Raw genomic sequence first — 15,560 nt, forward strand, 5'->3', positions numbered from 1 at the left:
AAGCAAAATCAATTTCGCCAGTCGATTTTGATGACCGGCTGCGAAAACTTCACGGACGTGCCAGGGCTCGGCAAGGTGTCCGGGAAGCGGATCTGCCGGGCCAGCGGGCAAGCAAGGTGATGCTGAGATGAGTATGGCGCCGGCTTCGGGGACACCGGAGCAGTCGGAGAAGTTCATGGTGGTGCGCCAGGCGGACCCGAACGACGTGGACGTCGCTTCGGACGCGGGTTCCGGCACGGCCAACTTCACCCTGCGCGACTTCCTCATCGCCGCCTTCTACCACTACCGGATCATCCTGCTCGCCGCGGCCCTGCCGGCGCTCGTCGGCATCGTCGGCGCGCTCAGCGCCCGCACCGAATATACCGCCAGCAGTCTGCTGATGGTGATCGTGAGCCGCGAGGTCTCGACCGCGCAGAACGTGACCGACAGCGGTCCGAGCGTGCTCAGCATCGAGGGGCTCAAGCAGGTCGAGGCGGAAGTCCAGATCCTGCAGAGCGCGGAAGTGGCCCGCGCCGTGGTGGAGCAGATCGGCATCGACCGGCTGTTCCCGAAGGGCCGGCTTGCGACCCTGCTCGGCCTCGGGGGCTCAGACGATGATCTCGATCGCGCGATCGAGCGCCTGCAGGGCAGCATGCGCGCCGCCGTGCAGGCGAACTCCAACGTCATCAAGGTGAGCTACACCAACGCCGACCGCGCCCTCGCGGTGGAAACCACCAACGCCATCGTTCACAGCTATCTGGCGGTGCGCCGCCGGACGCTGGAGAACCCCACCTCCAAAATTCTCGTCCAGGAAGTGCAGCGCTTCAGCAACGACCTGTCCACCGTCGACAAGCAGATCGAGAGCCTGAAGAGCAAGGCCGGCATCATCGATTTCGCGCAGGACGCCGTCCTCGCCGCCAATCAGGTCGACAGCATCATCCAGCGCCAGCGCCAGGTGGGCGAGCGCGAGGTCGCGGTGACGGCGCAGCTCACCGAGGCCGAGAAGCAATTGGCGGCGTTGCCGAACTCGGTGTTCGAGTTCGCCGAGAACACCAATGCTGTGCCCGGTGACGAGGATCCCAATACCCTCACCAAGCTGTTGATGGAGCGCGACCGCATCGCCGCCCAGTACGCCCCCGGCAGCGTGCTGCTGCGCGAGCTGGACAAGCAGATCGCCACCGTCCGGGCCAAGATCAAGGTTCGCGAGGACCGACGCTACGTGACGGACCGGGCCTCGCGAAACCCGCAGATCAATTACGTGCAGACCATGGTGCTCAGCCTCCGGGTCGAGAAGGATTCGCTCTCCCGCCAGCAGGTGGAACTGGTGGAGCAACTCAAGGTAGCGCGCGAGCGTCTTGCCACCCTGCGTGCGGTCGAAACACCCCTCATCGAGCTGAACCGGCGGCGCGACGCGCTCAACGACGGCTTCCGCGAATATCAGCGGCGCGCCGTGGCGGCCTCCATCGAGGAAACGGCTGCGCAGTCGCGCCAGTCGTCGGTCCGCGTCGTGCAGGATGCCGGTGCGGCAGTGGTGAAGCGCTCACTCACCTTCCCGATCCTCGCGGGTGGCCTGTTCGCCGGCCTGCTCTTCGGTGCCGCCGCCGGCGCGCTCGCCTCCGCCATGCGGACCACGATGGTCACGCCGCACGAGGTGGAGAACCGGCTCGGCGTGCCCGTCGTCGCCGTCTTCGACATGGACCCCGACGAGATCGAGATCGATCTGTCGGAACGCGCCATCGGCACCTGCGCGACCGTGCTTCTGGATGCCCGAGTGGACGGCGAGCCGGTGCGCGTCTTCCACGTGCTCTCGCCGGACTTCGATGATTCGCTGCCGAAGTTCTCGCGGGACCTCGCCGAGGAATTCGCCCGCCAGCGCGGCCGCAGGACGCTGCTCATCGATCTCACCACTCCGCCTCCGCCGATCCCCTCGATGCGCGACGTGGAGGTGCGCGGTGGCGTCGCCATGATCGGTACGCCGGTTCCGAACCTGTGGATGTTCACGGACGTGCAGCCCTCGCCCCTGCTCGACCTGCGCATTCCGATCTCGGATGCCCTCAGGATGACCATGGAGCTGAAGACCAGCTTCGACCACGTCCTGATCGCCTCCAACCCCACCGTGGCGTCGCTGCTGAGCCAGCGATTCTGCCAGGTCGCCGATGGCAACCTCGTCGCCATCCAGGCGGAGAAGACGCGCACCCCCGCCGCGTCCCACCTTGTTGGCCAGGTCACCGAGTGCGGCGGATTGCTGCTGGGGGCGGTCCTGTTCGGCCGGCGGTACTACCTGCCCGACTGGCTGTATCACCGCACCTGATTACCGAATTTCAGGGATCGTCCCATCCCCCGGCACCGCGTATAAGCTGTCGTTAACCCTAACGAATTATAGCTTCCTTTGAAGTGTGGCGCTGCAACAGCCACATCTGCCTCCGCTTCGCTGGGGAGAGATGTGCTGGGGCATCGCCCGCCTCACGCGGATTTTTTACTTTGCCAAGGGTCGGTTGATGCCGCGAGCTGGGGCCAAAGGGCGGATGAGGATCGGGCGTCCCGCGTGGTGCTTCCACGCAGACAGTTGCCGGCCGGCCGCACACGCCGGAGCCATGCTTCGGCGTGTGTCTGCCCTCCTCCTCATCGTGCCTCTCGCACTGAATGGCTGCGCCGCCATCGCGACGTCGCAGAACACCGGCACGCCGCCCTTCACCACGGGTCACGAGCTGCGCTTCACCGAGACCAACAGCGACCGGTTCAAGCCCTGGACCGACCAGACCCCGTCCTATCGCCTCGGTCCCGGCGACAAGATCAAGATCAAGTATTTCCTCACCCGCGAAATGGACGAGGACTTGACGGTGAGCCCGGACGGCTCCATCGCGCCCCGCGCCATCGGTCAGATCCGGGTGGAGGGCTCGACGCTCTCCAGCGTGGAAAGCTACATCCGCACCGAATCCCGCAAGGAACTGGCGGACCAGAAGGTGGTCGTGGCGCTTGAGGAAGCGGTGTCGGCCAAGGTCTATGTGGGCGGCTCGGTGCCCCGGCCGGGGGCCTACAAGATCACCGACATGAACCTGAGCGCGCTCAAGGCCATCCTCCTCGCCGGCGGCTTCACCGACGAGGCGCGCACCGGCCAGGTGGCGCTGATCCGCCGGGGGCCGAAGAACGAGCCGATGCTGCGCCTCATCAACGTGCGCGACACCATCGAGACCGGCTTCGATGCCGACGACGTGCCGCTGATGAGCGGCGACATCATCTACGTTCCGAAGAGCTCCATCGCCGAGGTGGACCTGTGGATCGACCAGTTCATCAACAAGGTGGTGCCGTTCCAGCGCAGCTTCAGCTACACGCTGGGCAGCTATTCGACGACCACTGCGGGCGGCATTGTGCCGTAAGATCGAAGCGGGCGCGCCAGCGACTTCGCGGCGGCCGTTTCTCCGATGTAGGCGTCCGGGCGCAACAGCGCACCGCCCGGGGCCATGCGGGATCAACGCGCGCTCCTGAAGCGAAGCCATGACGTCCTCCTCACTGTCCCCCGATATCCCGCCCGGCCAAGAAGCGTCCACGACGCTGCCGTCCGTGACGGCTCCAGAGAAGCCGTTCGAGGAAATCGTCTTCCTGCGCGTTCCCTTCTCCATCATCTCGCTCGACGAGGCGTGCCGCCTCATCGCCGCGCGGCCGCCCGGCGCGCCGCTCGCCTATGTGGTGACGCCCAACGCCCAGAACCTGGTGCGTCACAGCCACCTTGAGGATCCCCGCTTCATCGCCTTCTATGAGAAGGCCTGGCTCCACCTCATGGATGGCAAGGTGCCGCGCGCCCTGGCGCGGCAGGTGTTCGGGCTCGACATCCCACTGGCGGCCGGCAGCGATCTCACCGCCCACCTGTTCGAGACCTACATCCGGCCGGACGATGCCATCACCATCATCGGCGGAGAGGTGGAGATGGTGGACAGCCTGAAGGCGCGCTTTCACCTGACCAACCTGGCCCACCACAATCCCCCCATGGGCTTCATCAACAAGCCGGACGAAGTGGAAAAATGCGTCCGCTTCATTCTCGACCATCCAGCCCGCTACATCTTCATGGCGGCCGGCTCGCCGCGGTCGGAATATGTGACGCAGTTGGTCGACCGGCGCGGTGGCGCGGTCGGCACGGCGCTGTGCATCGGCAGCTCGCTGAACTTCCTCACCGGCCACGCCAAGCGCGCCAATCCGGTGTTCCGCAAGCTCGGCCTCGAATGGCTCTACCGCCTCATCGTGAGCCCGCAGACCCATATCCGCCGGGTGTTCGTCGAATCCATGCCGGTCCTGCTGATGGTGGCCAAGGCTCGGATGAACCCCGCCCAATACGGCATGGACCGGGGCCAAGCCGGCACGGGGACGCAGAGCCGCAAGTGAGGAGCGCCATGGTGGACCGGTCATGACGGCTCAGGATGGCTTGCCTGCCCCGCGCGGCGTGCTGCGGCGCGTGACCATTCCGGCCATGGCCGCGAAGGTCCGCAGGACCCGGCTCAACCTGGGCGAGCGGTTTTCGCCCGGCCTCACCATGGCGGTGCTGCTCTTCATCCTGCCGGTCTTCGCCGAGTGCTTCCATTATTATTCGGAATTGCTGCCGCTCTACGCCTTGTCGAAGGCGTGGCCGATCCTCACTTTGCCGCTCACCATCCGCGGGCTCGCCAAGCTCGACCTGCCCTGCAAGTACATCTACGTGATCTTCCTAGCCTATGGCCTCGGCATCACGCCGCTCGTGTCGATCATGCAGCTGGGCAACGACTTCTTCGGCTCCATCGCCACGACCGTGAAGATCTGGCCGATCACCTATTATTTTGGCCTGTCGGTGATGCTCCTGTGGATCAGCCCGGTGCCCGACCGCGTGCGGCGCGCCTGCGTCATACTCGGCATCGCCACCTACGTGCTGATGCTGATGTTGTGGATCCTCATTCCGGATGCCTGGTACACGGACAATTCCTCCCAGGGAAAGCTGCTACTGACCGACGACGAGCGCGGCAACCGCATCTACATGCCCATGTTCTTCGGCATTCTCCTCGTCTTCTACCTGACGCGCTCCTTCATGCAGAAGCCGCACGTGGTGAAGGCGATCGGGATCGTGCTGGCCTTCGCGCTGATGCTGTGGATATACAAGCAGCGCGCCGCGATCGGCTGCAGCATTCTGATCTGCGGCTATGCCGCCTTCAGCTCGCTCTCCCCGCGGTGGAAGCGGGCGGCGCTCGCCGGCGTCCTGGTGCTGTTGCCGTTCGCCGTCATCGCCGCCGTCAGCCTGGGCGGCAATGCCGCCCAGGATCTCGGCGGCTCCCTGTCGGTGCGGCAGACGTCACTCGCCCAGGCCTTCGGCTTTCTCGGCGACCAGCCGCTGCGCTGGCTGTTCGGCGTCGGCGCCACCACCCGCTTCGGCACGGTGACGCTCGCGGACATTTTCCAGAATGCCGACTTCTACGTCTCGGACCTCGGCTGGGCCGGCGTCGCCTTCGAGTATGGTCTCGTCGGCTCCATCCTCATCATGACGCTTTTCATCACCGGCTTCCTCGCCGCGCGGACGGCGGCCAAGCGCACCGGGCACTGCCTCGACCTCGCCCTCAGCGACTACATCCTCTACATGCTGGCGACATCGGCGGTGTATCCGCTCACCTTCACCCCCGGCGAACTCTGCGTCGCCATGGGCCTCGCCATCTACATGAGCCGCTGGAAGCCCCCCGGCGAGGCACTGGCGAATGGAGGCGGCCGGCGCGTGGCCTTCCGCACCCATGTGGTCGAGATCGGCGGCAGCCGCCGGCGGCGACAGGTCGCCATCGGCAAGCTCAACGGGTGATGCGCGTCAGGCCGTCGCAGCCGCGCTGGCCGAGGGCGTCGCGGCAAGTCGGCCGGTGAGGTGCTTGGCCAGCCGCACGCCGAGAGTCACCGCCGTGAGGGTGGGATTGGCCTGGCTGGAGGTGGGGTAGACCGCCGAACCCGCGACGAACAGGTTGGACGAGCCGAACACCCGGCAGTCGCTGTCCACCACGCCGGTCCGTTCGCTCGCCGCCATGCGGGCGGTGCCGATCTGGTGGTGGCCGTCGTAGCACTGCTTGAGGATGTAATCGACGCGCTCCTCCGGCGGGACGAGCCACTCCATCCGGCCGGTCCCCGTGCGCTGCAACCAGTCCGCGAAGGCGTCGTGGGTGCGCAACAGCGGCTCGACGTCCGCCTTGGTGTATTTGAGATCCACCTTGAGGCGCGGCAGCCCGGTGACGTCGCGCGCGCCGGAAAGCGTCACCCGCGAGGTGGGGTCCGGCAGGTGCTCGGCGTGGAAGCGCACAGCGTAGCGCCGCCCGGCATTGCGCTGGAAAAAGCCTGGCTTGCGCGGGCGCGCGAAGTAGCGGCCATAGAAGAACGACGGCACGAAGGCGGCCGTCGACGGCAGATCCCGCAGGATGTTGAGGATGTGCGGCAGGCGGCGCACATCATGCCCCACATAGTGCTGGCGGATCGACTCGGCGACGATCTGGCGCCCGAGCGGAGGAACCGACAGCGCGAGATAGGCGAGCGACAGAATGCCGTTGCGGTGGATCGGGTCGCGGATCAGCGGATAGTCCGGCCACAGCGCGACATTGGTCAGCCCCAGACGCCGCTGCAGATCGGCGCTGGGCATGAAGCGCCGGCGCACGTAGTTCACGCCGTTGCGGAAGTAATCGATGCCTCCATCCACAGCGTCCGACGTCAGGGTCATCTCGGCGGCGATGGCGTAGAGGTGGCCCATGTAGAAACGGCCGAGCGGGCCCTCCTCGCCGCCGAACCGCGCCGGCGCATCGGCCTGGGCTGCGAGCAGCAGGCGGGTGCTCTCCAGCGCGCCGGCGGCCAGAACAACTGTCTTCGGCGCGAGCGCGGCGCGAGCCCCGCCGGGGGCCTCCACGTTGACGCGGGCCACCGATCCATCCTCGGCGAAGTCGATGCCAGTGGCGGTGGCGTTGAAGCGCAGATCGATGTTCCGCTCCGCCTTCAGCGTCTCGGCATACATCAGGTCGAAGCGCGGCTCGAGGCTCCAGCGCTCCAGGCGGCGGAAGGAGAAATCGTCGTCCTTCGGATCGAACCCCGGCAGATCGACGTCGAAGAGATTCTGCCCGCAGCCGATCAGGTCGCAGGCATCCTGCATGTGGGGCGCAATATCGCTGAAGGAGATGGGCCAGCCGCTGTGCGGGATGGCCGGACGGGTCTCGAAGTCCTGCGGGTCGAAGCTGACACAGCGGCCACCCCACAGGTTCGAGGCGCCGCCGAGGCTGCGCTGCACGCCGATTGCCATGCTGACGTGGGTGTTGGGATCGACGATCTCGGCGTCCGAGAGGGCCTGCGCCACCGGCTCCGGTGCCGGCCCGCCCGATTCGAGGAGGACCACCGAGCGGCCGGACCGCGCCAGCACCAGCGCCATGGAGATGCCCACCGGCCCCGCACCCACGATCAAGACGTCGGGGGTGGCTCCATCAAGTCCGGCAAGGCCCGTGGTAATCACGTGAAACTCCGTAAGCAAAAGGGGAGTGGAAACAGAACCCGGCCCCGCGACGGCGTTCCGGTGCGGGCGATCCGCCTGTCCCAGGCCGCGGACGGGAGGACAACCCAGATGTCGGGCGAAGAGGCGTCGAGCGAATTGATTTCAGGCAAACGAGGCGCATGGTTCGCGCCGGTCGAAAAGCGGCCGGGGAGGACGCCCAACGGCAAAAGCTGCCCGCGTACCCCGGCAGACATCCCGGACACGCCGTTCTCCCGCATTGCGCGGAGCGCCCCCGAAGCAGCGCCCCCGTCCCCCGACACGGCCAGAAATAGCAGACGAACCGTCCAGCACAAGGCCGCCCAATGTCTCGGTCGCAGTGTTCGCCAGCCTTCCGCGGCGAGGACTTACAACTTGTCGCAGGTGCGCGAAAAAGCCGACGTCCTGAGCGCGATCAACGGCCATAGTCACGTCTTGGTAAGAAGAATGACCTTCTAGATAGCCGCGCTCGTCCAGCCCATTTTGCGAAGGGGGTCGCGTACCATGGCAATCGGCGATGCGTTGAATGTGCGCGCCCGCGCACCTCTGCGCCTAGGTCTTGCGGGAGGCGGCACCGACCTCTCCCCTTATTGTGACGACCACGGCGGCAACGTGCTCAATGCCACCATCGACCGCTTCGCCTACGCCCATATCCGGGTGAACCGCATCGGCGCCCTGGTGCTGCGCGCCCGCGATGTCGGGACGGAGGAGGTGCTCGAGCCGAGCCTCGACCATCCGATCACCGAAGGCCTGATGCTGCATCGGGCCGTCTACACCCACATGATGAAGACCTATTGCGACGGCGTGGCGCTGCCGCTCACCATGTCCACGACGATCGACGTGCCGGCGGGCTCCGGCCTCGGCGCGTCCTCGGCCCTCGTGGTGGCGCTGATCGAGGCCTTCACCTACGCCCTCGGCCTGCCGCTCGGCCCCTATGACGTGGCGAAGCTCGCCTTCGACATCGAGCGCAAGCAGCTCGGCCTCGCCGGCGGCCGCCAGGACCAATATTCGGCGGCCTTCGGCGGACTGAACTTCATCGAGTTCCTGCCCTCGGACCGGGTGATCGTGAACCCGCTGCGCATCCGCCGCGAGCATCTCAACGAGTTCGAGGCGTCCCTCGTCATCTGCTTCTCCGGCCAGTCGCGCCGCTCCGACACCATCATCAAGGAGCAGGTGGCGGGGCTGAAGCAGATGGACGCCAAGACCATCGAGAACATGCACAAGCTGAAGCAGGACGCCATCGACATGAAGCTGGCCCTGCTGCGCGGCGACATCCGCGCCACGGCCAACATCCTCGGCCGCTCCTGGGTCTCCAAGAAGGCCACCGCCGCCGGCATCGCCACCGAGCAGGTGGACAAGCTCTACGACATCGCTCTCGCCTCGGGGGCATGGGCCGGCAAGGTCTCTGGCGCGGGTGGCGGCGGCTTCCTGATGTTCCTCACCGACCCGGAAACCCGGTACCAGCTCATCGGCGCCCTGAACGAGGCCGGCGGTCTCGCCAGCGCGGTGAAGTTCTCCATGGAGGGCGCCGAGGGCTGGCCCATCGGGATCTGATCCCGAACATCCCCGAGCATCCACGCACCGGCGCCCTTCGTCACCGCGGCGACACCCGCGGTGGCTTCCGCCGTGCTATGAGCCCCCAACGGAATTGCTGTGAGAGGAGCCGGCGTGACCGAGCAATGCGTCATCCTGCTGGGCGGGCTCGGCACCCGCCTCGGCGCGCTCACCAAGGACACGCCGAAGCCACTGCTGAAGGTCGGCGACGTCCCGTTCGTGGAGGTGCTGATCGCCGAGGCCCGGCGCCGCGGCTTCCGCAAGTTCCTGCTGCTCGCCGGCTACCGGGCCGAGGTGGTGGAAAACTACATCACCGGCACGGACGTGCCCGGCCGCTTCGACTGCACGGTGGACATCTCGCTGGAGGAGACGCCGCTCGGCACCGGAGGCGCGCTGGTCAACGCCCTGCCGCTGCTGGACGAGAGCTTCCTGCTCGTCAACGGCGATACCTGGTTCGACTTCAACTGGCTCGATCTCGTCGCCACGTCGCGGAAGAACGGCGCGGCCTTCGGCATGGGCCTGCGGCTCGTTCAGAACCCGGACCGCTACGAGACCATCGCGCTCGACGGCACCCGCGTCGCTGCCGTCCGCCCGCGCGGGGCGGGGCTGCCTGAGGCGCTCATCAACGGCGGCGTCTATTATGTCCGCCGCGACGTGATCGAGGGGCTAGGCATGCCCTCCTCGCTGGAGGGGGACCTCCTGCCGCGCCTCGTTGCGGAAGGCCGTGTGACCGGCGTCGCCTATGACGGCTTCTTCATCGACATCGGCATCCCCGAGACCTTTACGGCGGCCCAGACCAGCGTGCCCGCGCGCCGCCGCCGGCCGGCGGTGTTCCTAGATCGCGACGGCGTGCTCAACGTGGACACGGGCTATGTCCACGCCGCCGAGGACTTCACCTGGATCGAGGGCGCGAGGGAAGCGATCAAGCTGTTCAACGACCTCGGCTATTATGTCTTCCTCGTCACCAATCAGGCCGGCGTTGCACGTGGCTATTACGAGGAAGAGGCCATCCACGTCCTGCATGCCTTCGTGCAGGCGGAACTGCGCGAGATCGGTGCGGAACTGGACGACTGGCGCTACTGCCCGTTCCACCCCGAAGGCACGGTCGAGCGCTACCGCGGCTCCCATGCCTGGCGCAAGCCCGAGCCGGGGATGATCCTGGACCTGATGGCGAACTGGCCGGTGGACACCGCGCACAGCTTCCTCATCGGCGACAACCCAACCGACATCGCCGCAGCCAAGGCCGCCGGCATTGCCGGCCACCTGTTCCCGGGCGGCGACCTTCTCGCCTTTTCCCGCGCCATCCTCGCCACCTCCGCCGCGGAGCCACAGACATGACCGGCCAGACTACTGGTGCCGCGTCCCACCCTCTCGCCGACCTTGCGGCCGACGCCCGCGCCTGGATGTTCGGCGCCGCGGCGCCGCTCTGGTCGCGGGTCGGGCGCGATCCCAAGGGCCTCTTCGCCGAGCGGCTCGATGTGGCCGGCCAGCCCGACGACGCGCCGCGCCGCCTGTTCGTGCAGGCGCGCCACACCTATTCCTTCTGCGAGTTCGGCCGTCTCGGCTGGGACGGCCCGTGGCGGACGCTCGCGGGCGAGACGGTGGATTATCTCCTTGCCCACGGCCGGCGGCCGGACGGGCTGTTCATCCACCGCTTCACCACCGATGGCGCGGTGCTGGACGCGCGCGCCGACCTCTACGATCAGGCCTTCATGCTGTTCTGCCTCGGCCATGCCGGCAAGGCGCTGGAGCGGTCGGACCTCTATGACGTCGCCGACAGCCTCGCCGACGCCCTGGAGGCGGGTTGGCGACATCCGGCCGGCGGCTTCGTCGAGCACGACATTCCCCGTCCGCACCGCCACCAGAACCCGCACATGCATTTCTTCGAGGCCTTCTCAGCGCTCTATGCGGTGACCGGCGCGCCGCGCTGGAAGGCGCTGGCGGAAGAGATGGCGACGCTCTGCCGCGACCGCTTCATCGATCCCGCCACCGGCGCGCTGCTCGAATACTTCACCGACGACCTGAAGCCCGCGCCCGGCGTGGACGGCACCATCGTGGAGCCGGGCCACTGCTTCGAATGGGCGTGGCTGTTCGAGGGCCTCTCCGCCTGGGGCTGGCCGGGCGCTCAGGTGTCCGACCGCCTGACCGCCTTCGGCCGGCGCACCGGCATCGATGCGGTGAACGACGTCGCCATCAACGAGGTGCTGACCGACGGCACCGTCCACAAGCCCACAGCGCGCCTCTGGCCGCAGACCGAGCGGCTGAAGATCGCTCTCGCCCGCCTGCGCCGCACCGGCAGCGCCGAGGAGGCGGACGAGGCACGCAACGCCTATCGCGGGCTGAAGCTCTATCTCGACATGCCGGTGCCCGGCACCTGGCAGGACGTGCTGAACCCGGACGGCAGCTTCGTGCCCATGCCGGCGCCCGGCTCCTCGCTCTATCACATCACCTGCGCCATGGCCGAGCTGATGGACACGGTGGAGGGAAGGCGCTGAGCTCCTCAGGGGATCGTCGCCGCGCAGTCGGCGAGATCGAGGGTGACGCAGATCGCCACCATCATGGAGCGATAATCGGGATTGTCGGGGCCGGGTGGCCCCGGCGGCACCTCGGCGATCGCATAGAGCATGCCGCCGGCCTGCGGATCGTCCTTGATGGCCGACAGCAGGCGCGCCGTACGCTCTAGCGTGAAGCGCGCATCGCCGGCTTCTGACGGCATCACCTGGATGCCGAGGGCGAGCGGTCCCTTCCACACCCGCCGGTAGGCACGGAACGCCTGATCCGGGCGATATGTCGGGCCGCCGTCATAGGAGACGACGGACACGAGATCGATAGTCTGGGCCGCAGGCGAGCGCAGCATGGCCAGCATCATGCCCACATAGGGTCCGTTGCGCGGCTCGGCGCCGGCGAAGGCCCCCTCCCCGTATGCGCCCACATTCCAGCCCGCGAGCGAGAGAACCGCCGGGCGTGGAACGGCGCGGCGCAGGTCCGCCAGCACAGCCACCGAGCGTGCGTCGTCGGCGCATGCGACACGGCCATCGGCGCGGGTGCATCCGGGATTCTCGGTCTCGTAGTCGAGATCGACACCATCCGCGCCGAGGTCGGAGACGAGCCGGGCGAGGGCATCGAAATTGCGGGCATCCCAGCCGAAATGCTTCCAGCCGCCGACCGAGACCAGGACACGCAGGGCCGGATGCCGGCTCTTCAGGAGCGCGATGGCGTCCTTCAGCACCGGCCCCGAAAAGGGAAAGAGCAGCCCGGTGCCGGAAAGGTCGAGATTGCCCGTATAGGTGAGGTCCGGCCTGGCGAAACCCAATGCCACATGGGTGATGTAGCCGGGCAGCCGGGCAAGCCGCGTCTCGGCGGGATCGGTTGTCGAGACCTCCGTCCAGGAGGCGTGGTAGACGAGGAACGGGCGGCCCGCGCCGGCCGCCGGAGAGGCGGCTGGGCCCAGGACGGCCAGAGCGAGGGCCAGGAGAAGGGTCAGAAGACCGACGGACCCGCCATGCCCTTGGTGACGGTGAGCAGCATGATTCTGATGTCGAACCATATGGACCAGTGCTCGATATAGAAGAGATCGAGCTCGACGCCGCGCTCGGCCTTCTCCAGGGTGTTGATGCCCCCGCGCATGCCGTTGATCTGCGCCCAGCCGGTGATGCCCGGCTTCATGCGGTAGCGCGCCACATACTGGCTGATGGCCTCGTAGCGGACGTTGGTGGCGACCTTCATGTTCGGGACGTGGGGGCGGGGGCCGACGACGCTCATCTCGCCGCGCAACACGTTGATGAGCTGCGGCAGCTCGTCGATGGACGTGGAGCGCAGGAAGTTGCCGACCTTGGTGATGCGCGGGTCGTTCTTGCTGGTGCCCTTGGAGCCGTCGTCGCTGGGATCGACCCGCATGGTGCGCATCTTGTAACACTGGAACACGCGATTGTTCAGCCCCACGCGCGGCTGGCGGAACAGGATGGGCCCGGGGGAATCCAGCTTGATCGCGATGGCGGCGCCGATGAGGATCGGTGCCGTGAGCATGAGGCCGATGCTTGCCACCACATAGTCCTCCACCCCCTTCAGCAGGCCGAGCGAGCCCTTCAGCGGCTGCTGCTGCACCTGCAGGGCCGGCTCGCCGGCGATGCGGGTGAGGTTGGCGTAGTTGAGCGTGAAGCGGTCCGGATCCAGCTCGACGATGACGTCGGCCGCGATCTGGTACATCTGGTTGGCGATGGCGCTGATGGCGGCCGGGTCGTTCCAGCTCTTGGCGACAACCACGATGTCCACGGGGTTATGCTTCACATACTCCAGAAGGTCCTTCATGCCGCCGAGCACCGGCAGTCCGTCGGGACCGGGCGGCGGCAGGGGCGCGCCGTCCACGTGGCTGTCATCGAACAGGGCGGCGAAGTTGAGCAGGCCGGTGCCGCCCTCTTCCTCGCCATAGCGCCGGACGAGGTCACGGGCGCGGCCGAGATCGCCGATGGCCACCACGTTCCTGCGCAGCACCTCGTGGGTCTGCACCAGCGCCATGCCGATGCGCACCACCACGAGGCGGCCGAAGATGAGCATAAGGGTGGTGACAACGCCCCAGCCGAGAAGCGCCCACAGGTTCGTCTGCCCGATGGGGATCAGCGCGTAGTAGCAGATGGCGATGACAGCACCCGCGGGCACAACGCCGACGCCGATATGGCCGATCTGCCGCAATGGCCGGACATAGTGCTCGACCCGGTAGCCGCGGCCGATCTGCAGCACCTGCACATAGATGAAGATGCCGAACGCCCAGAGGATGGCGACTTGGCTCCAGGACAGGAATTCCCAGCGCAGATGCGCGATAATCGCGCCGAGCGCCGCCATGACGACGTCGCACGACTGGACAAGCCGATTGACCAGTCCATGGGTCCAGCGTGTCATCGTCCCCCGATCCCCCGGCCGCCGTCAGAATCCCAGGCTCCACGGTATGTGCTTCTGGTTAAGAAGTGGTGGGCAGTCAAGGATATGGCGCAAATTGTGGCGTGATGGATGTGCTAGTCGCCTTCGGATCGGGTGGCCTCGCGGTGCCACAACGAAAAAGCCGCCGGACCTTGCGATCCGGCGGCTTCGATCTCGTTCAAAATAATGGGCTCGTCAGTGGCCGAAGGCCTTCACCACATCCTCGGTGACCTTCTTGGCGTCGCCGAAGAGCATCATGGTGTTGTCCTTGAAGAACAGCTCGTTCTCCACGCCCGCGTAGCCTGCCGACATGCCGCGCTTGATGAAAAGAACGGTCTTGGCCTTCTCCACGTCGAGAATGGGCATGCCGTAGATCGGCGACTGCGGATCGGTCTTGGCCGCCGGGTTGGTCACGTCGTTGGCGCCGATCACGAAGGCCACGTCCGCCTGGGCGAACTCGGAGTTGATGTCCTCGAGCTCGAACACCTCGTCGTAGGGCACCTGGGCCTCGGCGAGCAGCACGTTCATGTGGCCCGGCATACGGCCCGCTACCGGGTGGATGGCGTACTTGACCTCGACGCCCTCCTCCTTGAGCAGGTCAGCCATCTCGCGGAGCGCGTGCTGGGCCTGGGCCACCGCCATGCCGTAGCCGGGCACGATGATGACCTTCTCGGCGTTCTTCATGATGTAGGCGGCGTCATCCGCCGAACCCTGCTTCACCGGGCGGGCTTCCGCCTGACCAGCCGCACCGGCCGCCGCGGCCGCCGCGGCGTCACCGCCGAAGCCGCCGAGGATGACCGAGATGAAGGACCGGTTCATGCCCTTGCACATGATGTAGGACAGGATGGCGCCCGAGGAGCCCACCAGCGCGCCGGTGATGATGAGCGCGGTGTTGCCCAGGGTGAAGCCGATGCCGGCCGCCGCCCAACCCGAGTAGGAGTTCAGCATCGACACCACGACGGGCATGTCCGCGCCGCCGATGGGGATGATGAGCAGGCCGCCGAGGATCAGCGCCAGCAGCGTGATGATCCAGAACAGCGTGATCGAACCATTGATCACGAAGGCGACGATGAGGATCAGCAGCAGCAGCGCTAGGCCGCCATTGATGAGGTGGCGCGACGGCAGCATGATGGGCTTGCCGCTCATGTTGCCGTTGAGCTTGGCGAAAGCGATGATCGAGCCGGTGAAGGTGATCGCGCCGATGGCGACGCCCAGCGACATCTCCACGAGGCTCGCCCCGTGCAGGTGGCCGGGATCGCCGATGCCGAAGGCGCGCGGCGCATAGAGCGCGGCCGCGGCCACCAGCACGGCGGCGAGGCCGACGAGCGAGTGGAAGGCGGCGACGAGCTGCGGCATCTGCGTCATGGCGATGCGCTTGGCCACCACCGCGCCGACGCCACCGCCGATACCGATGCCGGCCAGCACCAGCACCCAGCCGATCCCGTCGGACGGCGGGGAGAGCGCGAGCGTGGTGAGGACGGCGATGCCCATGCCCACCATGCCGAACAGGTTGCCCTGCCGCGAGGTGGTGGGGTGGGAGAGGCCCCGCAGGGCCAGGACGAAGAGAATGCCTGCAACCAGATAGAGCAGGGCGGCGAGGTTCGCGGTCATGTGCCTC

Annotated in this window: 11 protein-coding genes; 7 read left to right on the forward strand and 4 right to left on the reverse strand. The window is 67.0% G+C overall.

Going from position 1 to position 15,560, the window contains the following annotated elements:
- The first annotated feature begins 127 nt into the window (after positions 1-127).
- The 4 genes from XAN126_RS0120265 to XAN126_RS0120280 all read left to right on the forward strand — a co-directional run bounded on the left by XAN126_RS0120265 (position 128) and on the right by XAN126_RS0120280 (position 5,785).
- Positions 128-2,290 carry a lipopolysaccharide biosynthesis protein gene (locus XAN126_RS0120265; RefSeq protein ID WP_245272302.1) on the forward strand — a complete coding sequence of 721 codons (2,163 nt, stop codon included), beginning with the start codon at positions 128-130 and terminating at the stop codon, positions 2,288-2,290.
- Positions 2,291-2,585: 295 nt separating this feature from the next.
- Positions 2,586-3,356, forward strand: coding sequence for a polysaccharide biosynthesis/export family protein (locus XAN126_RS0120270; RefSeq protein WP_245272303.1), 771 nt, complete (start codon positions 2,586-2,588; stop codon positions 3,354-3,356).
- 118 nt (positions 3,357-3,474) lie between these two features.
- On the forward strand, positions 3,475-4,356 hold the full coding sequence (locus tag XAN126_RS0120275; protein ID WP_024280391.1) for a WecB/TagA/CpsF family glycosyltransferase: 882 nt from the start codon (positions 3,475-3,477) through the stop codon (positions 4,354-4,356).
- Between the two features lie 22 nt (positions 4,357-4,378).
- Positions 4,379-5,785, forward strand: coding sequence for a hypothetical protein (locus XAN126_RS0120280; RefSeq protein ID WP_024280392.1), 1,407 nt, complete (start codon positions 4,379-4,381; stop codon positions 5,783-5,785).
- Positions 5,786-5,791: 6 nt separating this feature from the next.
- Here XAN126_RS0120280 and XAN126_RS0120285 read toward each other — a convergent pair whose 3' ends face one another.
- Entirely contained in the window at positions 5,792-7,459 is a 1,668-nt protein-coding gene (locus tag XAN126_RS0120285; RefSeq protein ID WP_024280393.1) for a GMC oxidoreductase, read from the reverse strand.
- Positions 7,460-7,978: 519 nt separating this feature from the next.
- Here XAN126_RS0120285 and XAN126_RS0120290 point away from each other — a divergent pair.
- From XAN126_RS0120290 to XAN126_RS0120300, 3 genes are all read left to right on the forward strand, one after another.
- Complete coding sequence (locus tag XAN126_RS0120290; RefSeq protein WP_029877492.1) at positions 7,979-9,028, forward strand: dehydrogenase; 1,050 nt, start codon at positions 7,979-7,981, stop codon at positions 9,026-9,028.
- Positions 9,029-9,142: 114 nt separating this feature from the next.
- Positions 9,143-10,366, forward strand: a complete 1,224-nt coding sequence (locus XAN126_RS0120295) for an HAD-IIIA family hydrolase (protein WP_024280395.1) — start codon at positions 9,143-9,145, stop codon at positions 10,364-10,366.
- A complete protein-coding gene (locus tag XAN126_RS0120300) occupies positions 10,363-11,523 on the forward strand; it encodes an AGE family epimerase/isomerase (RefSeq protein ID WP_024280396.1) in 1,161 nt (386 codons plus the stop codon). Before XAN126_RS0120295 ends, XAN126_RS0120300 begins: the two co-directional genes overlap by 4 nt.
- 5 nt (positions 11,524-11,528) lie before the next feature.
- Here the strand turns inward: XAN126_RS0120300 and XAN126_RS0120305 are convergent, their stop codons facing one another.
- The 3 genes from XAN126_RS0120305 to XAN126_RS0120315 all read right to left on the reverse strand — a co-directional run bounded on the left by XAN126_RS0120305 (position 11,529) and on the right by XAN126_RS0120315 (position 15,553).
- Entirely contained in the window at positions 11,529-12,575 is a 1,047-nt protein-coding gene (locus XAN126_RS0120305) for a glycosyl hydrolase family 18 protein (RefSeq protein WP_024280397.1), read from the reverse strand.
- Positions 12,509-13,924: an exopolysaccharide biosynthesis polyprenyl glycosylphosphotransferase gene (locus XAN126_RS0120310; protein ID WP_024280398.1), complete on the reverse strand. Its 1,416-nt coding sequence runs from the start codon at positions 13,922-13,924 to the stop codon at positions 12,509-12,511. The genes XAN126_RS0120305 and XAN126_RS0120310 overlap by 67 nt, the downstream gene beginning before the upstream one ends.
- Positions 13,925-14,137: 213 nt before the next feature.
- Positions 14,138-15,553: an NAD(P)(+) transhydrogenase (Re/Si-specific) subunit beta gene (locus XAN126_RS0120315; RefSeq protein WP_024280399.1), complete on the reverse strand. Its 1,416-nt coding sequence runs from the start codon at positions 15,551-15,553 to the stop codon at positions 14,138-14,140.
- Between the last annotated feature and the right edge of the window lie 7 nt (positions 15,554-15,560).

This window comes from Xanthobacter sp. 126, from assembly GCF_000526175.1.
Lineage (GTDB): Bacteria > Pseudomonadota > Alphaproteobacteria > Rhizobiales > Xanthobacteraceae > Xanthobacter > Xanthobacter aminoxidans.

Coding starts and splice junctions, on each gene's coding strand:
- XAN126_RS0120275 (WP_024280391.1), top strand. CDS start 3,475: ATGACGTCCTCCTCACTGTCCCCCGATATCCCGCCCGGCCAAGAAGCG.
- XAN126_RS0120315 (WP_024280399.1), bottom strand. CDS start 15,553: ATGACCGCGAACCTCGCCGCCCTGCTCTATCTGGTTGCAGGCATTCTC.
- XAN126_RS0120305 (WP_024280397.1), bottom strand. CDS start 12,575: ATGGTTCGACATCAGAATCATGCTGCTCACCGTCACCAAGGGCATGGC.
- XAN126_RS0120290 (WP_029877492.1), top strand. CDS start 7,979: ATGGCAATCGGCGATGCGTTGAATGTGCGCGCCCGCGCACCTCTGCGC.
- XAN126_RS0120310 (WP_024280398.1), bottom strand. CDS start 13,924: ATGACACGCTGGACCCATGGACTGGTCAATCGGCTTGTCCAGTCGTGC.
- XAN126_RS0120300 (WP_024280396.1), top strand. CDS start 10,363: ATGACCGGCCAGACTACTGGTGCCGCGTCCCACCCTCTCGCCGACCTT.
- XAN126_RS0120265 (WP_245272302.1), top strand. CDS start 128: ATGAGTATGGCGCCGGCTTCGGGGACACCGGAGCAGTCGGAGAAGTTC.
- XAN126_RS0120280 (WP_024280392.1), top strand. CDS start 4,379: ATGACGGCTCAGGATGGCTTGCCTGCCCCGCGCGGCGTGCTGCGGCGC.